Annotated in this window: 21 protein-coding genes; 15 read left to right on the plus strand and 6 right to left on the minus strand. The window is 74.8% G+C overall.

From position 1 onward, the window contains the following. Positions 1–64 precede the first annotated feature (64 nt). The gene (locus G7075_RS05310) at positions 65–325 is read left to right on the plus strand and encodes a hypothetical protein (protein WP_166119596.1); all 261 of its coding nucleotides are present in this window, start codon (positions 65–67) and stop codon (positions 323–325) included. Between the two features lie 57 nt (positions 326–382). Then, positions 383–1,687, plus strand: coding sequence for a hypothetical protein (locus G7075_RS05315; protein ID WP_166119598.1), 1,305 nt, complete (start codon positions 383–385; stop codon positions 1,685–1,687). Here G7075_RS05315 and G7075_RS05320 read toward each other — a convergent pair. Together G7075_RS05320 and G7075_RS05325 are read right to left on the minus strand one after the other, a co-directional pair. Next, a complete protein-coding gene (locus G7075_RS05320) occupies positions 1,644–2,996 on the minus strand; it encodes a hypothetical protein (protein WP_166119600.1) in 1,353 nt (450 codons plus the stop codon). The genes G7075_RS05315 and G7075_RS05320 overlap by 44 nt on opposite strands. Further along, a complete protein-coding gene (locus G7075_RS05325; protein ID WP_240917903.1) occupies positions 2,989–4,779 on the minus strand; it encodes a long-chain fatty acid--CoA ligase in 1,791 nt (596 codons plus the stop codon). Before G7075_RS05325 ends, G7075_RS05320 begins: the two co-directional genes overlap by 8 nt. Positions 4,780–4,852: 73 nt before the next feature. Between G7075_RS05325 and G7075_RS05330 the strand changes: the two genes are divergently transcribed. The 4 genes from G7075_RS05330 to G7075_RS05345 are packed head-to-tail and all read left to right on the plus strand — an operon-like array spanning position 4,853 to position 7,405. Then, positions 4,853–5,296 (plus strand): SRPBCC family protein, encoded by a 444-nt coding sequence (locus G7075_RS05330; RefSeq protein ID WP_166119606.1) that lies wholly within the window; start codon positions 4,853–4,855, stop codon positions 5,294–5,296. Between the two features lie 8 nt (positions 5,297–5,304). After that, positions 5,305–5,706, plus strand: coding sequence for a hypothetical protein (locus tag G7075_RS05335; RefSeq protein ID WP_166119609.1), 402 nt, complete (start codon positions 5,305–5,307; stop codon positions 5,704–5,706). Next, on the plus strand, positions 5,699–6,715 hold the full coding sequence (locus G7075_RS05340; RefSeq protein WP_166119612.1) for an ROK family glucokinase: 1,017 nt from the start codon (positions 5,699–5,701) through the stop codon (positions 6,713–6,715). Before G7075_RS05335 ends, G7075_RS05340 begins: the two co-directional genes overlap by 8 nt. A gap of 6 nt (positions 6,716–6,721) precedes the next feature. Then, complete coding sequence (locus G7075_RS05345; protein WP_166119615.1) at positions 6,722–7,405, plus strand: endonuclease/exonuclease/phosphatase family protein; 684 nt, start codon at positions 6,722–6,724, stop codon at positions 7,403–7,405. Between the two features lie 26 nt (positions 7,406–7,431). On the opposite strand, the gene G7075_RS05350 is transcribed toward G7075_RS05345, so the two are convergent. Further along, positions 7,432–7,980 (minus strand): hypothetical protein, encoded by a 549-nt coding sequence (locus G7075_RS05350; RefSeq protein ID WP_166119617.1) that lies wholly within the window; start codon positions 7,978–7,980, stop codon positions 7,432–7,434. 142 nt (positions 7,981–8,122) lie between these two features. On the opposite strand from G7075_RS05350, the gene G7075_RS05355 reads away from it, so the two are divergent. The 7 genes from G7075_RS05355 (at position 8,123) to G7075_RS05380 (ending at position 13,765) form a co-directional block, all read left to right on the plus strand. After that, the gene (locus G7075_RS05355; protein ID WP_166119620.1) at positions 8,123–8,953 is read left to right on the plus strand and encodes a 1-acyl-sn-glycerol-3-phosphate acyltransferase; all 831 of its coding nucleotides are present in this window, start codon (positions 8,123–8,125) and stop codon (positions 8,951–8,953) included. Between the two features lie 8 nt (positions 8,954–8,961). Then, entirely contained in the window at positions 8,962–10,143 is a 1,182-nt protein-coding gene (macS, locus tag G7075_RS05360) for a MacS family sensor histidine kinase (protein ID WP_166119623.1), read from the plus strand. Continuing rightward, complete coding sequence (locus G7075_RS22490) at positions 10,140–10,604, plus strand: response regulator transcription factor (RefSeq protein WP_371814187.1); 465 nt, start codon at positions 10,140–10,142, stop codon at positions 10,602–10,604. The genes macS and G7075_RS22490 overlap by 4 nt, the downstream gene beginning before the upstream one ends. Beyond that, positions 10,601–10,858 (plus strand): response regulator transcription factor, encoded by a 258-nt coding sequence (locus G7075_RS22495; protein ID WP_371814188.1) that lies wholly within the window; start codon positions 10,601–10,603, stop codon positions 10,856–10,858. The genes G7075_RS22490 and G7075_RS22495 overlap by 4 nt, the downstream gene beginning before the upstream one ends. A 45-nt stretch (positions 10,859–10,903) precedes the next feature. Then, positions 10,904–12,265 carry a class II 3-deoxy-7-phosphoheptulonate synthase gene (locus tag G7075_RS05370; RefSeq protein WP_166124233.1) on the plus strand — a complete coding sequence of 454 codons (1,362 nt, stop codon included), beginning with the start codon at positions 10,904–10,906 and terminating at the stop codon, positions 12,263–12,265. 8 nt (positions 12,266–12,273) lie between these two features. Then, positions 12,274–13,320 (plus strand): low specificity L-threonine aldolase, encoded by a 1,047-nt coding sequence (locus G7075_RS05375; RefSeq protein WP_166119626.1) that lies wholly within the window; start codon positions 12,274–12,276, stop codon positions 13,318–13,320. A 112-nt stretch (positions 13,321–13,432) separates the two neighbouring features. Then, a complete protein-coding gene (locus tag G7075_RS05380; RefSeq protein ID WP_166119628.1) occupies positions 13,433–13,765 on the plus strand; it encodes a hypothetical protein in 333 nt (110 codons plus the stop codon). Positions 13,766–13,770: 5 nt separating this feature from the next. On the opposite strand, the gene G7075_RS05385 is transcribed toward G7075_RS05380, so the two are convergent. The 3 genes from G7075_RS05385 to G7075_RS05395 form a co-directional block, all read right to left on the minus strand. Further along, entirely contained in the window at positions 13,771–14,694 is a 924-nt protein-coding gene (locus G7075_RS05385) for a DMT family transporter (RefSeq protein WP_166119631.1), read from the minus strand. A gap of 18 nt (positions 14,695–14,712) precedes the next feature. Further along, complete coding sequence (gene pknB, locus G7075_RS05390) at positions 14,713–16,644, minus strand: Stk1 family PASTA domain-containing Ser/Thr kinase (RefSeq protein WP_371814228.1); 1,932 nt, start codon at positions 16,642–16,644, stop codon at positions 14,713–14,715. 73 nt (positions 16,645–16,717) lie between these two features. Then, positions 16,718–17,836 (minus strand): LysM peptidoglycan-binding domain-containing protein, encoded by a 1,119-nt coding sequence (locus G7075_RS05395; RefSeq protein WP_166119634.1) that lies wholly within the window; start codon positions 17,834–17,836, stop codon positions 16,718–16,720. Between the two features lie 149 nt (positions 17,837–17,985). Between G7075_RS05395 and G7075_RS05400 the strand changes: the two genes are divergently transcribed. Together G7075_RS05400 and G7075_RS05405 are read left to right on the plus strand one after the other, a co-directional pair. Further along, positions 17,986–18,369 (plus strand): Rv2175c family DNA-binding protein, encoded by a 384-nt coding sequence (locus G7075_RS05400; protein WP_166124234.1) that lies wholly within the window; start codon positions 17,986–17,988, stop codon positions 18,367–18,369. Further along, positions 18,366–19,682, plus strand: coding sequence for an alpha-amylase family glycosyl hydrolase (locus G7075_RS05405; protein WP_166124235.1), 1,317 nt, complete (start codon positions 18,366–18,368; stop codon positions 19,680–19,682). The genes G7075_RS05400 and G7075_RS05405 overlap by 4 nt, the downstream gene beginning before the upstream one ends. Positions 19,683–19,689 lie beyond the last annotated feature (7 nt).

The following is a 19,689-nucleotide window of genomic DNA, read 5'->3' on the forward strand; positions in this document are numbered from 1 at the left end:
TCCGGGGGCGTTGTCGGTGCTCACCCCTAGCGTCGTGGGCAACACCTGGAAAGGGGTGAGCCGCATGACCCGACCCGATGTCATGACCGTCGACTGCCGTACGTGCCCCGTGCGCGAGCTGCACTGTGACGACTGCATGGTGCCCGTCTTCCTCACGCTCACCGAGCCGGGCACCAGGTCCGAGACCTCGCTCGACCCCGAGGAGCGTGCCGCCGTCACCCGCCTCGTGCGGGCCGGGCTCGTCGACGCCGAGACCGCCGCCCGGGCCCGCGCCCGGCTCGAGCCGGGGGTCGCCGCGGCGGCGGGCGGTCGCGCCGTCGGCTGAGCCGCCACCCGAGCCGGTCGCGACGGGGTGTGCGGGTCGCCTCCCTACGATGTGCCGGTGCCCGGCCGACCCGTGACCCGTCCCGGCCCGGGTCCGTGCACCCGGGGCGTCCTGGCCGGGCTGTCGGCGGTGCTGCTGCTCACCGGCTGCTCGGGGTCCGGCGACGCGCCCGCCGGCACGGCGTCCGGCCCCTCGACCCCCGCGCCGGCCCTCACCTCTTCCTCCGAGCCCGCCGCCCCCGACCCCACCGACGTCGCCTCGGCCGTCGACGCCCTGCTCACCCGGCGGGAGGCGGCCCTGGTCGCCGGCGACGCCGACGCGTTCGCGGCCACCGTCCTCGACCCGGGCACCGACACCGGCCGGCGCCAGGTCTCCGGCCTCGCCGCGGCCCGCGCCCTGCGCGTGACCCGGCTGACCCACGACGTCGTGGCGCCCGTCGACGACCCCCGTGCCGTCGACGTCACCCTGCGCTACCGGCTGGCCGGCACCGACCGCGGTGAGCGCACGGCCCGCGTCCGCTACGCGGTGGTCGACGACGGGCCGGGGTGGCGGGTCGACTCCGAGCTCGCGCTCGACGGCGAGCCCGCCCCACCCTGGGTGGCGATGCCGGAGCTGGCCGTCCGACGAACCGCGCACGCCGTCGTCGCGGGCACTGCCGGCGCCTCGGCCCTCGACGAGGCCGCGCGCACGGTCGACCGCGAGGTCCCCGTCCTGCGCCGCGGCTGGTCGGGCACACCGGCGCACGTGCTCGTCCTCGTGCCGGACACCGTCGCGGAGGCCGCGGCCCTCGGGGCCTCCGGCGACGGGCCGGGACGGGTGGCCGCGACCACCGACGGGCCCCTGGACGCCGACGGTCGCGCCACCGCCGACCGCGTGCTGCTCGACCCGCAGGCCCGGCGCCGGCTCACCACGGTGGGGCGTGACGTCGTGCTCACCCACGAGCTGGCCCACGTCGCCGTGCGCGCCACCGTGCCCGGTACGACCCCGACCTGGCTCTCCGAGGGCTACGCCGACCACGTCGGGTACGCCCGGGCCGACGTGCCGCGCTCGGCCCTGCTCGCCCCGCTCGTCGCCGCCGTGCGCGAGGGGTCCGCTCCGGACGACCTGCCGTCGGCCACCTCGCTCGACCCCTCGGTCGGCGACATCGAGGTGGCCTACCTCGCGGCGTGGCAGGCCGCCGAGCTCGTCGTGGAGCGCCGGGGGGAGGCGGGGCTGCGCCGGCTCGTGCAGCGCTGCACCGTCACCGGTCCGGCGCAGGACGCCGAGCGGACCTGCGACGCGGCCATGCCGTCGGTCCTCGGTACGGACCGCGCCGGGTTCACCCGGCTGTGGCGGCAGCGGCTGGCCGCGCTGTCTCGCTGACCGTCGGCTCGTCGTCCTCCCGGCGCGTCGCGGGGAGGACCAGCGAGGCCGCCACCAGGGCGCCGGTGAGCCAGAACTGGTTGTAGAACGCCTGCTTGTTCACGAGGTTGGCGACGGCCAGGACGAGGGCCAGCCAGCGCAGCACCTCGGCCACCGGCGGCTGCCGGCGCCACACGGCGAGCACCGCCGACCCGACGGCCGCGAGCATCGCGGCGCCCGTCACCGCGAACGGCAGGGTCACGCCGTGCTCGTTGAGGAAGTACAGGTACCAGGTGTTGGCGAACCGGATCGGGTGGAAGGTCAGCAGCGTCGTCACGGTGTCGCCGAAGAAGGCGCCGGCGTCGGCGAGCACCCACGGCAGCACGAGCAGGCCGGTGAGGCCGCCGGTGGCCAAGGTGCGCCGCCACCCGAAGGGCTGCCAGACGAGGAGCACCGGCGCGAGCAGGGCGAGGTGCTGCTTGCTCGCACAGGCCAGGGCCAGCGGCAGCACCGCCCACCAGGCGTGGCCGCGGCGCACGAGGGCCGCCCACCAGACGAGCAGGGCGGCGAGCACGGGCTCGGTCCACGCCTGGTCGACCTGGGTCAGCGTGCCGGGGGCCAGGACGAGGACGGCGGAGACGGCGGCGACCCGGGCCGTGCGCCCGCGGTCGGTACCGGCCAGCGCCCAGAGCCCGGCGAGCAGGACGAGGGTCCAGACGAGCAGCATCCAGCGGACGTCGCCGGCGACCCAGCGCCCGGGCGCGGTGAGCACGGCCATCCACGGCAGGTAGGGGAAGAAGTCCTGGACGCCGGGGGAGCCGGTCCACTGCTGCGTGTAGACGTTCTCGCCGCGGGCGATGGCGTCGGCGCCCTGCTGGAGCACGACCCACACGTCGATGCGCGGCGCCTTGTCGCCGACGACCGTCACGGCGGCCAGCACCGTGTGGGTGAGGGCGGCCGCGCCCAGGGCCGCGGCCGCACCCCAGCGCCGTGGGACGAGCAGCAGTGCGGCACAGGCGATCCCGCCGAGCGCGAGCACCGTGAGGGCTGCGATGAGCCAGCCGCCTCGCAGGTAGGAGAACAACGGGACGGTGAGGGTGATGACCACCGACGCGGCGACGACCACGGGTGCCAGCCAGCGGGGGAGGACCACCTCGGTGCGGCGGACGAGCCACCACGCGAGGAGCGCGGCGCAGGCGGTGAGGGTGAGCAGGATCGGCACGCGGAAGCGGACGACGCTCCACTGGAGCACACCGAACCACGCGAGCCACGCGCCGCCGAGGACGACGGCCGCGACCGCCCCCGGTCGCCCGCGGAGGGCCTCAGCCACCGTAGAGGGCGTCGACCTCGTCGCCGAAGTCGCGCATGACGACGTTGCGCTTGAGCTTGAGCGACGGGGTGAGGTGGCCGGACTCCTCGGTGAAGTCGGTGTCGAGGATGACGAATTTGCGGATCGACTCGGCCTTGGAGACAGCGGTGTTCGCGTCGTCGACGGCCTTCTGGACCTCGGCGAGGATGCGCTCGTCGTTCTTGGCCTTCGCGAACGGCACGCCGTCGAGGCCGTGGTTGGCCGCCCAGCCGGGGTACATCTCCTCGTCGAGGGTGACCAGCGCCGCGATGAACGGCTTGCCGTCGCCGACGACGATGCACTGGCTGATGAGCGGGTGTGCGCGCAGCCGGTCCTCGAGCACGGCTGGGGCGACGTTCTTGCCGCCGGCGGTCACGAGGATCTCCTTCTTGCGCCCCGTGATCCGCAGGTAGCCCTTGTCGTCGAGCTCACCGATGTCGCCGGTGTGGAACCAGCCGTCGGTCACCGCGTCGCGCGTGGCCTGCTCGTTGCCCCGGTAGGCGCGGAAGACGTTGACGCCCCGCAGGCAGATCTCGCCGTCGTCGGCGATGCGGACGTCGACGCCCGGCAGCGGCGGGCCGACGGTGCCGATGCGCATCGCGTCGGGGAGGTTGACGGTGGCGGGCGCGGTGGTCTCGGTGAGGCCGTAGCCCTCGAGGATGCTCACGCCGATGCCGCGGAAGAAGTGCCCGAGCCGGGTGCCCAGCGGTGCGCCGCCCGAGACGGCGTACTGCACGCGCCCACCCATCGCCTCGCGCAGCTTGGCGTAGACGAGCTTGTCGAAGACCGCGTGCCGCAGCCGGAGGCCGAGCGGCACGCTGCCGGCGTCGAGGGCCTCGGACCAGGCGATGGCGGTGGCGGCGGCCCCCGCGAAGATCTTGCCCTTGCCGCCGGCCTCGGCCTTGGCCTCGGCGGAGTTGTAGACCTTCTCGAAGACGCGCGGCACGGCGAGGATGAAGGTCGGCTTGAACGACGCGAAGTCGTCCATGAGCGTCTTGAGGTCGGAGGAGTGGCCCATCCGCACGCCGGCGGTGACCGCGAGGACCTCGATGAACCGGGCGAAGACGTGCGCGAGCGGCAGGAAGAGCAGGGTCGAGGCGCCGTCGGCCTTGACGACCGCGGCGATCTGCTCGGCGGTGTTCTCGGCGAGGGTGAGGAAGTTGCCGTGGGTGAGCTCGACGCCCTTGGGGCGGCCGGTGGTGCCCGAGGTGTAGATGACGGTCGCGAGGCTGTCGCGGCTCAGGCCCTCCCGGCGGGCGGCGAGCTCGGCGTCGTCGACGTCGGCGCCGTCGCGGCTCAGGGTGTCGATGTCGCCGTGGTCGACCACCCAAGTGTGGCGCAGGCCCGGCAGCCGGTCGCGCCCCTTGTCGACGGCCGCGAGGTGCGCCTCGGTCTCGACGATGACGCCGACGGCGCCCGAGTCGGAGAGGATCCACTCGACCTGGTCGGCCGAGGAGGTCTCGTAGATCGGGACGGGGACGGCGCCCGCGGCCCAGAGCGCGAAGTCGGCGAGGGTCCACTCGTAGCGCGTGCGGCACATGATGCCGACGACGTCGCCGACCCCGACGCCCGCGGCGAGCAGGCCCTTGGCCAGGGCCGCGACCTCGGCGGCGAAGGTGGCGCTCGTGACGGCGGTCCAGCCGCTGCCGGCCCGCACGGAGAACGTCACCCGCCCGGGGTCCTGGCCGGCGATGCGGGCCGGGAGGTCACCGAGGGTGCCCTCGCTCGTCGTGGGCAGGACGAGCGGCGTGGACGTCTCGTGCACCGTCGGACTCCTTCGTGCGCGGGTGGGCAGACCCCTCAACTCTAGGCCCCGGGGGCGGGTAGCCTGCGGTGCCATGGCCGACCGCACACGATCCACCATCGACATCGCCGCCGCACCCGGCGAGGTCCTCGACGTCATTGCGGCGTTCGAGTCCTACCCCGAGTGGGCGGAACAGGTGAAGGACTGCACCGTCCTCACCGAGGACGGCGACGGCTGGGCCGACCAGGTCGAGTTCACCCTCGACGCGGGGGCCATCAAGGACCAGTACGTCCTCGAGTACGACTGGGACGTCGCCGAGGACGGCACGGGCGTCGTCTCGTGGCACCTCGTGCGCGCCTCGCTGCTCAAGGGCCTCACGGGCAGCTACACCCTCGTCGGTGCCGGCAGCGCGACCCGGGTCAGCTACGACCTCGAGGTCGACCTCACCATCCCGATGATCGGGATGCTCAAGCGCAAGGCCGAGAAGCTCATCATCGACGCGGCGCTCAGCGAGCTGAAGAAGCGCGTCGAGGGCTGAGCGGCACGATGACGGCGGAGGGCTGGCACGAGCAGGTGGGGAGCGTCGCCGAGGAGGCCGAGCGTCTCCTCGCGAGCCTGCGCCGCAGCGGGGAGGGACAGGCCCGCGAGGACCACGGGACCCGCGAGGACCACGAGTCCCGCGACGGCCACGGGACCCGCGAGGGCCACGAGCCCCACGGGACCCCTCCCGCGGGGGAGGAGGCGCCCCGCACGGCCGGGGGCTTCAGCTGCGACGACCCCGTCTGCCAGTGGTGCCCGGTCTGCCGGACCTCGGCCTTCGTGCGCCAGCTGAGTCCCGAGACGCTGAGCGGCCTCGCCGAGCTCGCGGGCTTCGCGGCCAGCGTGCTCGGCGACCTCGCCGCGTCGCGGTCCCGGCAGGACCGGCCCCGGGAGGACGACGATGCCTGACGGCCCGCTCGCGATCGGCGTCGACATCGGCGGCACGAAGGTCGCCGCGGGCGTCGTCGACGCCGCCGGCACGGTGCTGCGCCGTACCCGGCGCGACACCCCGCACCGCTCCACGAGCCCGCGCGTCGTCGAGGACACCATCGTCTCGGCCGTCGAGGAGCTGATGGGCCACGGCGACGACGTCGTCGCCGTCGGCATCGGGGCCGCGGGCTTCGTCGCCGCCGACCGCGCCACCGTCGTCTTCGCCCCGCACCTGTCGTGGCGCAACGAGCCGCTGCGCGCCGCGCTCGGCGGGCGGCTGGCCCTGCCGATCTTCGTCGACAACGACGCCAACGCCGCCGCCTGGGCCGAGCACCGGTTCGGCGCCGGCCGCGGCGAGAGCCACCTCGTCATGGTCAACCTCGGCACGGGCATCGGCGGCGGCATCGTCCTCGACGGCCGGGTGGTGCGCGGCCGGTTCGGCATCGCGGGGGAGTTCGGCCACATGCAGGTGGTCCCCGACGGCATCCGCTGCGAGTGCGGAAACCGCGGCTGCTGGGAGCAGTACGCCTCCGGCAACGCCCTCGTCCGCGAGGCGCGCTCGCTGATGTCGGCCGGCAGCCCCGTGGTCTCCGACCTCTTCGATCGGGTGGGCGGCGACCCCGGCGAGCTCACCGGGCCGCTCGTCACCGAGGCCGCGCGCGACGGCGACCCGCTGGCCCGCGAGCTGCTCGGCGAGATCGGGCGCTGGCTCGGGGTGGGCATCGCCGACCTCGCCGCCGCCCTCGACCCCGGCACCTTCGTCATCGGCGGCGGGGTCAGCGCGGCCGGCGACCTGCTCCTCGACCCGGCGCGCGCTGCCTTCCGGCGCCAGCTGACCGGGCGCGGCTACCGCCCGGAGGCGGCCATCGTCGCCGCCCAGCTCGGCAACGAGGCGGGCCTCGTGGGCGCCGCCGACCTCGCGCGGGTCGGGGCCGCCGACCTCGCCTGGGCCGAGGCCGTCGACCGGGCCGAGCGCCCCTCCGGCTGAGGCGTCGTGGCCAGCGAGCGGTTCCGCGTCGCGACGTACAACACCCGCGACTTCCTCGACGACCACCGCCTCGCGGCGCGCGTCGTGCGGGCCGTCGACCCCGACGTCCTGTGCCTCCAGGAGGTCCCGCGCCGGCTCTTCGCCCCGTGGCGGCTGCGCCGGTTCGCCGCCGCGTGCGGGATGCGCTGGAGCGGGCGGCAGACCGGCAGCGGCGGCACGACCGTCCTCACCGCCGAGCGGGTCGAGCTGCTCGAGGCCTCCCACCAGCGGCTGCCGGTGCGCTGGCCGGACCGCACGCGCGGGTGGGCGCGCGCCCGCATCCGGCTGGCCGGCGGTCACGAGCTGACCGCCGTCTCGCTCCACCTCAGCCTGCGACCGCCGGAACGGGTGCGGCACGTCGAGGCCGTGCTCGCGGCGCTCGACGGGGTCGAGCCGCTGCTCGTCGCGGGGGACCTCAACGAGGAGGACGACGGACCGGCCTTCCGGCTCGTCGACGTGCCGGGGCGGCTCGGTGTGGCGGGGCCGCACGCGCCGACCTACCCGGCGCGCGCGCCGAGGCGCCGGCTCGACGTCCTCTTCGCCTCGCCGCGGCTGCGGGTGCTGCCCCCGCGGGAGGTGCTGCTGCCCGACTCGGTGTGGGCCGCGGCGAGCGACCACCGACCGGCGTGGGTCGACCTCGAGATCGACTGAGGGGCGCCGGGCCCGGCGCCCGGACGTCAGACGCGGGCGCCGTCGTCGGTGTCGTCGCGGTGGCGGGGCTGGCGCAGCACGAGGAGCGCGAAGCCGCCGAGCGAGAGCACGAGACCGGCGAGGAACCACCGGGTGCTGTGGAACGGACGGGCCATCGCCACGTAGATGAGGCAGAGCGGCCCGGCGACCAGGCCGAGCACGGCACCCCAGAAGTGCAGGTCCTCCTGCGGGGGCAGGTGCACGGCCGGCGGCTCGAAGTGCTCGTCGTCCTCCGCGGCCTCGGCCGCGTCGGCGGCGACCTCCGGGACGACGCCGTCATCGGTCGCGGGCGGCTCGGCGACCCGCCACGACGAGGCGGGCAGGACGATGTCGAGGGGCGAGGGGTTGACCCACGGCTGCCGGGGCGCGCGCACCGGGTCGTCGGCCGGCTCGTCGTCGGCGGGGCCGTCGACGCCGGACGGGTCGGCGGGGGAGGCCGGGTCGGCTGCCGGCTTCGGGCCGTCCCACGCCGCGACGATGGACGCGAAGCGCTCGTCGACGTCGCGCTCGTCCATCTCACCGGGGCGGTCGGTCACGCTCACTCCTCGCGTCGGGGGACGGGACGATCTTCGCACGCCCCTCCGGGTGCCTCCGGGTCGTGGGACGACACCGGTGACGAGAGGGCAACGTCGCGGGGGTGCACTAGGCTTCCCGGCAGACGCGAGGAAGGGTGGTCCGTTGTTCTACTGGGTGCTGAAGACGGTCGTCCTCGGGCCGGTCCTCCGCCTCCTCTTCCGCCCGTGGATCGAGGGTGAGGAGAACATCCCCGAGGACGGTGCCGCGATCTTCGCGAGCAACCACCTCTCCTTCTCCGACTCGATCTTCCTGCCGCTGCTCGTCCCGCGGCGGATGACCTTCCTCGCCAAGTCCGACTACTTCACCGGAGTCGGGCTCAAGGGCCGGCTGACCGCCGCGTTCTTCAAGGGCGTGGGCCAGCTGCCCATCGACCGCTCCGGCGGCCGGGCCAGCGAGGCCGCGCTCAGCTCCGGGCTGAGGGTCCTGCGCCGCGGTGAGCTGCTCGGCCTCTACCCCGAGGGCACCCGCAGCCCCGACGGCCGGCTCTACAAGGGCCGCACCGGTGTCGCCCGGATGGCCCTCGAGGCCGGCGTGCCGGTCGTCCCCGTCGCGATGATCAACACCGACAAGGCCCAGCCCACCGGTACCAAGATCCCCAAGCTCGTGCGCATCGGGGTCAAGGTCGGCGAGCCGCTCGACTTCTCCCGGTACGAGGGCATGGAGGGCGACCGGTTCGTCCTGCGCTCGGTCACGGACGAGATCATGTACGCACTGATGGAGCTGTCCGGCCAGGAGTACGTCGACATGTACGCGACGGCGATGAAGGACCGGATCGCCCGCGAGAAGAAGAACAAGGCCAAGGAGGCCGCCGAGGCCGCCGCCCCCGGCCGTGCGGCCCGCGAGCTCGAGGACGCCCTCGACGACGAGGGCCTCGGGGAGGGCGGGACCGCCGCCGACCGGCGCGACGCCGGCCCGGAGCGGCGCGCGAGCTGAGGGGCGACGTGGGGGTCCTCGGCCCGAGCTCGCCGCGCACCGGGCGGCGCGAGCCGGTCGTCGTCGAGGCCTTCCACCGCGGGCTCGACGTCTTCCGCCCGCTCGCCACGGCCTACGCGGACCTCCTCGCCTGGGAACGGCGTGAGGACATGGTCCGGCCCTGGGTCGCGGTCCTCGTCCTCGGGGTGATGGCCGCCTGGTCGCTCGGGCTGCTGGTGTACCGGCGGCGTGGGCGCACCGTGCTCGTCGCCGAGGTCGTCATCGCCACGGCGGCCATCCTGGCCACCCCGCTCGCCGACGGCATGGCCGCCGTGACGTCGGGCCAGTTCACCCTCCCCACCGTGTGGGCGGCGGGGTCGGTGGCCGGGGCCGCCGTGGTCGCCGGGGCGCGGGGCGGGCTCGTCGCGGCCGGCGTCATCGCCGCGGCCGACCTCGTCGAGATCGCCGGCCGGCCGACCCAGGGCACCGTGCACAACATCGTCATCCTCGTGCTGCTCGGCGGGCTCATCGGGCTGGCCGTCGACCTCGCCCGCTCGGGCCTGGAGCGCGAGGAGCAGGTCCTCCTCGAGCGCGAGCGGCTGCGCGAGCGCGAGCGCATCGCCCGGGTCGTGCACGACGGCGTGCTGCAGTCGCTCGCCTTCATCCACCGCCGCGGGGCCGAGCTCGGGGGCGAGGCCGACGAGCTGGCCACCATCGCGGCCGACCAGGAGCGCGCGCTGCGCCGCTTCGTGTCCGGGGCCGGTGCGCCCGGGGGGTCGGTCGTCGACCTGCACGGCGTCGAGGGGGCCGAGGTCGACCTGCGCCTGGCCGTCACCGCGCACGAGCGCCCCGGGGTCACCGTCGCCGTACCCGGGGACCCGCTGCTCGTCGACCCGCCGGTCGCCCGCGAGCTCGACGCGGCCCTCACCGCGGTCCTCGACAACGTCGCGCGGCACGCGGGGGAGGGCGCCCGGGCCTGGGTCCTCCTCGAGGGCGACGCCGCCGGGGTCGAGCTCACCGTGCGCGACGACGGTGTCGGCGCCGACCTCGTCGAGCTCTCCGGGGCGGCCGGTCGCGGGCGCATGGGCGTCAGCTCCTCGATCCGCGGACGGGTCGAGGACCTCGGTGGTTCGGCCACGTGGACCACCCGCCCCGGGGCAGGATGCACCGTCCGGATCATCGTCCCGCGCACGTCGGAGGACCGACCATGACCGACCCCGAGGCGCCCCCGCCGGGCACCGACTCCCCGCGCGTGCTCGTCGCCGACGACCACCCGCTGTGGCTCTCGGCGCTCGAGCGCGACCTCGTGGCGCGCGGTGTCGAGGTCGTCGGCACCGCCGCCGACGGCCCGTCGGCGGTGCGGCGCACCCGGGCCGCGCGCCCGGACGTCCTCGTCCTCGACCTCAACCTGCCCGGGATGCGCGGCGACGAGGTGTGCCGGGCGCTCGGCGACCTGCCGACCCGGGTGCTCATCCTCTCGGCCAGCGGCGAGCAGCACGACGTGCTGGCCGCCATCAAGGCCGGGGCCACCGGGTACCTCGTGAAGTCGGCCTCGCCCCCGAGATCCTCGAGGCCGTGCTCGCCACCGGGCGCGGCGAGGCGGTCTTCACCCCCGGGCTGGCCGGGCTGGTGCTCGGCGAGTTCCGGCGGCTCGGCAGCGAGGCCGGGGTGAGCGAGCCGGCCGAGGCCACCGACCGCGAGCGGCCCATCCCGCAGCTGACCGCCCGCGAGACCGAGGTGCTGCGGCTCGTGGCCACCGGGATGTCGAGCAAGGAGATCGCCGCCCAGCTCTTCCTCTCGCACCGCACGGTGCAGAACCACGTGCAGAACACGCTGGGCAAGCTGCACCTGCACAACCGGGTCGAGCTGGTGCGCTTCGCCCTGGCCCACGGGCTCGAGGACGAGGACGCCGCACCCGCCACCTGACCGCGATGCGGGCCCGCTGTCCCGGATGTCGGACGCCCACCTACCATTGACGCTCGTGAGCACGACCACCTCCCGGACCCCCTCCAGCGGCTCGCCGCCGGTGCCGACCTGCCGGCCGCCCAGCAGCCGGTCTGGCCCGACCGCGCCGCCCTCGACGCGGCCGTCGGGACGCTCGCGACCTATCCGCCGCTGGTCTTCGCCGGCGAGTGCGACGTGCTCAAGGACCGGATGGCCGCCGTCTCGCGCGGTGAGGCGTTCGTGCTCCAGGGCGGCGACTGCGCCGAGACCTTCGTGTCCGCGACCGCCGACAACATCCGCGACCGGGTCAAGACCATCCTCCAGATGGCCGCGGTGCTCACCTACGGCGCGTCGATGCCGGTCGTCAAGGTCGGGCGGATGGCCGGGCAGTACGCCAAGCCGCGCTCCAGCGACGACGAGACCCGCGAGGGCGTCACGCTGCCGGCCTACCGCGGCGACATGGTCAACGACTACGAGTTCACGCCCGAGTCGCGCCGCCCGGACCCCGACCGGTTGGTCCGCGGCTACCACGCGAGCAGCGCGACGCTGAACCTCGTGCGGGCCTTCACGACCGGTGGCTTCGCCGACCTGCGCCACGTCCACGACTGGAACAAGGGCTTCGTCGCCAACGCCGCGAACGCCCGCTACGAGCGGCTGGCCCGCGACATCGACAAGGCGATGCGGTTCATGGCCGCCTGCGGTGCCGACTTCGACGCGATGCGCACGACCGAGTTCTTCTCGGCGCACGAGGCGCTGCTCCTCGACTACGAGCGGCCGATGACCCGCGTCGACTCGCGCACCGGCCACCTCTACGACACCTCGGGCCACTTCATCTGGGTGGGGGAGCGCACCCGCGACCTCGACGGCGCGCACATCGACTTCGTGTCGCGCGTGCGGAACCCGGTGGGCGTCAAGGTGTCCGCGAACGCCGATGTCGACGACCTGCTGCGGATGATCGACGTCGTCGACCCCGACCGCGAGCCGGGCCGCCTGACCTTCATCACCCGGATGGGGGCGGGCCGCGTGCGCGAGGCGCTGCCGGCCATCGTCGAGAAGGTCACCGCGTCGGGTGCGCTCGTCTCGTGGGTCTGCGACCCGATGCACGGCAACACCTACTCGTCCGCGTCGGGCTTCAAGACCCGCGACTTCGACGACGTCGTCGCCGAGGTGCGTGGCTTCTTCGAGGTGCACCAGGCCCTCGGCACGCACCCCGGCGGCATCCACGTCGAGCTCACCGGCAACGACGTCACCGAGTGCGTGGGTGGCTCGGAGAAGATCCTCGACGCCGACCTCGGCACCCGGTACGAGTCGGTGTGCGACCCGCGGCTGAACCACCAGCAGAGCCTCGAGCTGGCCTTCCTCGTCGCCGAGATGCTGGCCCAGGACTGACGGCGCCGATGGCCACGTACCGTGCGGACCTGTTGTCCGACACCCTGACCCGTCCGACCCCGGCCATGCGCGAGGCGATGGCCCGCGCCGACGTCGGCGACGACGTCTTCGGTGAGGACCCCACGGTCCGGGCCCTCGAGGAGCGGGTCGCCGGCCTGCTGGGGCACGAGGACGCGCTCTTCGCGCCCACGGGCTCGATGGCCAACCAGCTCGGGCTGCGGCTGCACGTCGCCCCCGGCAAGGAGATGGTCGCCGACCAGCAGGCCCACGTCGTGCGCGCGGAGCTCGGTGCGGCAGCGGCCTTCTCGGGCATCACGTCGCGCACGTGGCCGTCGGTGCGCGGGCTGCTCGACCCCGCGGGGCCGATGTCGCTCGTCACCACCGGCGTCGGGCCCTACCAGGTCGAGACCGCCCTCGTCGTCGTCGAGAACACGCACAACTTCGGCGGCGGCACGGTGCAGCCCATCGAGGCCATCCGGGAGGTGCGTTCCGCCACAACGGAGCTCGGGGTCGCGATGCACCTCGACGGCGCGCGGCTGTGGAACGCGCACGTCGCGTCCGGGGTGTCGCTGGCCGAGTACGGATCGCAGTTCGACACGGTGTCGGTGTGCCTGTCCAAGGGTCTCGGTGCGCCGGTCGGGTCGGTGCTCGCCGGGTCCGTTGAAGCGATGGCCGAGGCGCGCATCTGGCGCAAGCGCTACGGCGGCGGGATGCGCCAGGTGGGCATCCTCGCCGCGGCCGGGCTGCACGCGCTCGAGCACCACGTCGAGCGGCTCGCCGACGACCACGCGCGCGCCCGCCGGTTCGCCGAGGCCTGCGCCGAGGTCGCCCCGGGCACCGTCGACCCCGCCACGGTCGAGACCAACATCGTCGTGCTCGACGTCGGCGCGGCGGGCCTCACCGCTGCGCAGTTCGTCGACGCGCTGCTCGAGCACGGGGTGCGCACCTACGCCGTCGGCCCACGCGCCGTCCGGCTCGTGTGGCACCTCGACGTCGACGACGCCGGCACCGACGCGGCCGTCACCGCCGCGCGCGAGGTCCTCTCCGCGTCCTGAGCCCCGCTCGTCCCCCGAACGTGTGTGAAGACCGTCGTCATCCCGACGTTCTCCACACACGTTCGGGGGAAATGGGTTGTCGGCGGCTGCGTGGTCCTGCCAGCCTCGCGGCATGCAGCCGGTGCCGACCCATCCGCCGTACGACCAGTTCCTGGCGACCGCCGACTGGGTCGCGGACCACCGGCCCGAGGTCGACCGCGAGATGGCGCGCGAGGTCTTCGGCGAGGCGGCGACCCTGCTCCACGACGGGCTGGTCCTCGACGACCTCGACGTGCACGACGCCGCGGCGGTCGTCACCGGCCTGTGCCTCGACCTCGTCGCACCGGACCCCGGCGCGGCCATCCGCGAGCGGGCCGCCCGGGTGGGGGAGCAGCCCGGCGACCTCCACGACCCGGCGTCGGTCGCCCGCTGCTACGAGATCGTCGTGCGCCTCTTCCGGCTCTGACCCGGTCAGACGTCGTGGTGGAGGGCCTCGACGGGTGGGTCCTCGGCGGCCGTCGCCCCGGCCCGCCGGCGCCGGGCGAGCAGGCCGCGCAGCTCGACGAGGTACATCGAGGACAGCACCAGCGCACCCCCGAGCAGCAGCCTGCCGGTGGCCGACTCGCCGCCGAGCAGCACCGCGAACAGGGCCGCGAACACCGGCTCCATCGCCATGACGATGGCCGCCCGCGTGGCCGTGAGGTGGGCCTGCGCCCAGGTCTGGGCCCACAGCGCGGCGGCGCCGGCGACGAGGGCCATGTAGAGCATCGAGGCCCACTGGCCGCCGCCGGAGGGCAGGGTCAGCCCACCCGGGACGGCCGCGACGGCGCAGACCAGGGCGATGACCGCCGCCTGGACGCTCGCCAGCCCGACCGCCGCCGACGGCCTCGACCAGCGCCCGAGCGCCACGATGTGCCCGGCGTAGAGCACGGCCGAGGCGAGCGTGACGCCCTCGCCGTACCCGAGCGACAGGCCGCGCAGCGAGAGCACGGCGAGGCCGGCGGTGGTCAGCAGCACCGCGCCCCACGTGACGGCGTCGACACGCTCGCGCAGCAGCAGCGCCCCGAGCAGCGGTGTCAGCACGACGTAGGTGCCCGTGACGAACCCGGACACCGAGGCGTCGGTGTGCTGGAGGCCGACGGTCTGCAGCAGCTGCGCGACGCCGTAGAGCGCCCCGAGCACGGCCCCGGTGCGCACCTCGCGGCGCGAGAGGGCCAGGACCTGACGACGGAAGACCGCACCCATGACGAGCGCGGCGATCGCGAAGCGCACGGCGAGGAAGTCGGCCGGCGGGACGGTCGCGACGAGGTCGCGGATGAGGAAGAAGGTCGAGCCCCACACCGCGGTGACGAGCAGGAGGAGCAGGGTCGCCGCGCGGGCGAGCCGGGTGGTCACCGGGGAGTCACCGGGGGGTCAGACGATCGTGACGGTGACGGTGCTGCCCTTGGGTGCCTGGCCGCTCTCGGGGTCCTGGAAGCGCACCGTGCCGAAGATGCCGCCGAGCGCCCGCTCGACCTTGACCTTGAAGCCGGCCGCCTCGAGGACGCTGCGCGCCTCGTCGACCTGCTTGCCGATGACGTTCGGCACGTCGACGAGCACCGGGCCCTTGGAGACGACGAGGGTGACGGCGTCGCCCTTGAAGAGCGTGCCGTCGCGCGGCGACTGGCTGATGACGTCGCCCTTCTTGACGGTGTCGCTGTTGTCCTGCTTCGAGGCATCGACCTTGAGCCCGAGGTCGGTGAGCGCCTGCTGCGCGTCCTTGGCGCTCTTGTTCGTGAAGTCGGGCACCGCGATCGGCTGGCGGCCCTTGGAGACGACGAGGGCCACCGCCGCGTCGCGCTTGACGCTGGCGCCCGCCTTCGGGGAGGAGGAGACGACCTGTCCCTCGGGCACCGTGTCGGAGAAGGCCTCGGTGACCTTGCCCAGCGCGAGGTTGGTGCCCGCGAGCTGCCGCTTGGCCTCGGCGAGGCTCGAGCCCGCGAGGGTCGGCACGGCGAAGCGCTCGGGTCCCTTCGACACGGTGAGCACGACCTCGGAGCCGCGTCGCACGGAGGCACCGACCCCCGGGTCGACGCCCATGACGGTGCCCTTGGCGACGTCCTCGGAGAACGCCGGGGCGACCGAGGGGTCGAGGTGGGCGGCCTCCAGGGCCGAGACCGCCTGGGCCTGGGTGCGGTCGAGCACCGAGGGCACGGTGGCCATCGCCCCCGGGCCGAGGAAGAAGAACCATGCGGTGGCTGCCGCGAGCAGCACCGAGGCCGCCGCCGCGGGCCACCAGTTGCGCCCGCGGCGGCCGTCGGCGACGACGACCCCCTCGAGCGGCTCACGGGGGAGGCTGATGGCCGTCGTGCGCGCGTGACCGCCGCCCGACCCGCCGGACCCGTTCGACCGGCCGGGCCCGTTCGCCCCACCGGCCGGCACGACGGCCGAGCGGTCGCGGACGGGCAGCGCGGCGGTGGCCGTGGGCACCGAGGCGGCGGCCAGCGCGGCGGCCCCGTCCGGTCGGGCGTCGAGGACGGCCGGCGTGAGGGTGGCGCGGGTGCGCCGGACGAGGGTGAGGAAGTCGGCGGCGTCGGTGGGGCGCTCGTCGGGGTCGCGGGCCGTCGCCACGGCCACCACCTCGTCGAGGGCCGGGGGCAGGCCGGCCACGCGGTCCGACGGCCTCGGCACGCCGCCGTGCACGTGCTGGTAGGCCACGTGGATGGGCGTCTCGCCGGTGAAGGCCTTGGTGCCGGTCAGCATCTCGAAGAGCATCAGCCCGGCGGCGTAGACGTCGGAGCGGGCGTCGGCGACTCCGCGCTCGACCTGCTCGGGGGAGAGGTAGGCCACCGTGCCGAGCAGCACGCCGGAGGAGCTGGTCATCGTCTGGCTCGAGACCGCCCGGGCCAGGCCGAAGTCGGCGACCTTGACGGTGCCGTTGTCGTTGATGATGACGTTCTCGGGCTTGACGTCGCGGTGGATCAGGCCCTTGGTGTGCGCCTCGGCGAGGGCGAGCAGCACCGCCTCGAGCACGTCGAGGGCGGCGCGCGGGGAGAGGGTGCCCTCCTCGCGCAGGACGTCACGCAGGGTCAGGCCGGGGACGTACTCCATCGCGAGGAAGACCGAGCCGTCGTCCTGGCCCTGGTCGTAGACGGCGACGACGTTGGGGTGGGAGAGGGCGGCGGCCGAGCGGGCCTCGCGCCGGAACCGGCTGACGAAGGTCTCGTCGTGCGCCAGGTGGGGGCGCATCACCTTGAGGGCGACCTCGCGGTCGAGCCGCTCGTCGAGCGCCAGGTAGACCGTGGCCATCCCGCCGTCGGCGATCCTGGACAGCACGCGGTAGCGGCCGTCGAGGGTGCGCCCGATGAGGGCGTCGCCGGGGGAGACACCGTAGGAGTGTACGTAGTCACGACCCTGCCCCCGCTCTCCGTCCGGCGCGTCACATGGTGGCGCGGAGCCGCATGATCGTCCGCACGTAGGACTTCGTGTCGCTGTACATCCCGTGCTGCTGCACCGACCCGAGGCCCTGGTAGTACCCGGCGACGGCCTGCTCGGTGTTCTTCGCCGAGCGCCCGAGCGCCCGCAGCATGACGACCCCGGCGGTGATGTTGTCGCGCGCGTCGAGCAGGTCGAGCCGGCGGCCGACGAGCGAGGAGGCCCACTGGCCACCGGACGGGATGACCTGCATGACGCCGACCGCGTTGGCGGGGGAGACCATCCGCTGGTTCCAGCCCGACTCCATCGAGGCGACGGCGAGCGCCAGCCGGGGGTCGACCCCGTGCCGGCGCGCGGTCTTCACGATGATCGCGCGCGTCTCGCTGCGGCTCGGCACCGAGCGCTTGGCGAGGATCGCGTGGTTGCGGCGGGCGGCGGCGACGACCGAGCTCGGGTATGTGACGCCGTTGAAGGTGTCGGACACGGCGTGCGTCGCCGAGGCGGGGATCCGCAGGCGCTGGCCGACCCGCAGCAGCGAGCCGCTGGAGATCCGGCTGGCCCGGGCGATGTCGGAGACGCTCGTGCCGTAGCGGGCGGCGATGCCGCTCAGGGTCTCGCCCGAGCGCACGGTGTGCCGGCGGGTGGTGGCCGCGGGGCGGGGGCTGCTCGCTTTCCTCGAGGACGAGGCGGCCGCGCCGGCGCCCCGGACGTGGATGCGGTCGCCGGGGTGGATCAGGCTGCGCGCCGAGAGGTGGTTGGCCTTGAGCAGCCCGGCGAGCGGCACGCGGTAGTGCGCGGCGATGTGGCTCATCGTCTCGCCGGCCCGCACGACGTGCACGCGGCCGGCCGCGCGGGCCTTGGCCTTCGCCGCCTTCGCGGCCTCGGCGGCGGTGCGCGGGACGCTCAGCCGGTCGCCGGCGTGGATCATCCCGGGGGTGCGGACGTGGTTGCGCGCCACGAGGGCGCCGACGGTCGTCCGGTGCCGGGCGGCGATGGCGTCGAGGGTGTCCCCGTCGCGGACCGTGTAGGTGGTCCACCCGTGCGGCGCGGTGCGCGAGGGCGCGACGACGGCGGTGACGGGCTCGAGCACGGGGGTGGCGGGCGGCGGTGCAGCGACGACCATGACGCGGGTCCTTCGGGCTGGAGGACGGGGGTGTCCTGGGGGAGCAGTGTGACGTTTGGGGCCCACGGTACCGGAGTGACGCGTGGTGCGCAGGGTGCTGCGCAGGATCGGTTCGCGGTCGGGCCCGCGCGCTGTGGCACGCTGGCCGGGTGAGCGACTCCGCACCCGACACCACCCCGGACCTGACCTCCCTCGTCCCGGACTGGCTGACCGTCCCCGACCTCGCCGAGCGCCTCGGCCTGCGGCTCTCCGACGTGCGCACCCTCATCGAGGACCGCGAGCTGCTCGCGCTGCGCATCGGCGAGCGGCGCGTGCTCGCCGTGCCGGCCGGCTTCGTCGACGACGACGGCCCGCTGCCGGCCCTGCGCGGCACCTTCACGGTGCTCGCCGACGGCGGGATGAACGACGAGGAGGTGGTGCGCTGGCTGCACACGCCCGACGACACCCTCCCCGTCGCCGGCACGCCGCTCGACGCCATCCGCGCCGGCTTCAAGACCGAGGTCCGCAAGCGCGCGATGGAGGAGGCGTTCTGAGCCCCGAGCCGGCCTGGGTCGAGCACGCCGTCTGGTGGCGGGTCTACCCGCTCGGGGCCGTCGGAGCCGTTCCGGAGCCCCCGGCCGGCCCCGCCCGCCCCGACGAGCACCGCCTGCTGCGGCTGCTGCCGTGGCTCGACCACGTCGTCGCCCTCGGGGCCAACGGCGTCGCCCTCGGCCCGGTGTTCGCGTCAGAGCTCCACGGCTACGACACCCTCGACCACCTGCGCCTCGACCCGCGGCTCGGCGAGGAGGCCGACCTCGACCGGTTCGTCGAGGCGGCCCACGAGCGCGGGTTGCGCGTCCAGCTCGACGGCGTCTTCAACCACGTGGGGCGGGGCCACCGGTTCGTCGCCGAGGCCGAGCGCGACGGCCCGGACTCGCCCGGCGGCCGGATGCTGCGCCACGAGCCCGACGGCTCCGGGGGCACCCGGCCGGCGACGTGGGAGGGCCACGACGAGCTCGTCGCGCTCGACCACGACGCCCCCGAGGTCGCCGCGCTCGTCGTCGAGGTGATGCGGCACTGGCTCGACCGCGGGGCCGACGCCTGGCGCCTCGACGTCGGGTACGCCGTGCCGCCGGCCTTCTGGGCCGCGGTGCTGCCCGAGGTCCGGCGCACCCATCCGGACGTGTGGTTCGAGGCCGAGGTCATCCACGGCGACTACGCGGCCTTCGTGCAGGAGAGCACGGTCGACACCGTGACGCAGTACGAGCTGTGGAAGGCGGTGTGGTCCAGCCTCACCGACCGCAACCTCCACGAGCTCGACCACGCCCTCGGGCGGCACGACGCCTTCCTCGACACCTTCGTCCCGACGACCTTCGTCGGCAACCACGACGTCACGCGCATCGCGAGCCAGGTCGCCGACCCCCGCCACCACCCGCACGCGACGGTGCTGCTCGCCGTGCTCGGCGGCACCCCGGAGGTCTACGCGGGCGACGAGCTCGGGCTGCTCGGGGTCAAGGAGGAGCGGTTCGGGGGCGACGACGCCGTGCGCCCCGACCTCGGCACCGACACCACGGCCGTGCCCGGCGCCGACGGCGAGGTGTTCGCCCTGCACCAGGAGCTGCTCGGCCTGCGCCGGCGCCACCCGTGGCTGCACCGGGCGCGGTCGAGCGCGGTCGAGCTGACCAACACGCAGTACGTGCTCGACGTGACGGGGGAGGGGCCCGACGGCGGCACGCTGCGGGTGGCGCTCAACCTCGACGACGAGCCGCTCGAGCTCGACACCGCCGGTCTGGTCGCTGCGGACGCCGCCACCCGCGAGCGGGACGACGGCGTGGCACCGCACGGCTGGGCCGTGCTCGGGCGCTGAGCCCTCG

The organism is Phycicoccus sp. HDW14 (assembly GCF_011383005.1).
Lineage (GTDB): Bacteria > Actinomycetota > Actinomycetes > Actinomycetales > Dermatophilaceae > Phycicoccus.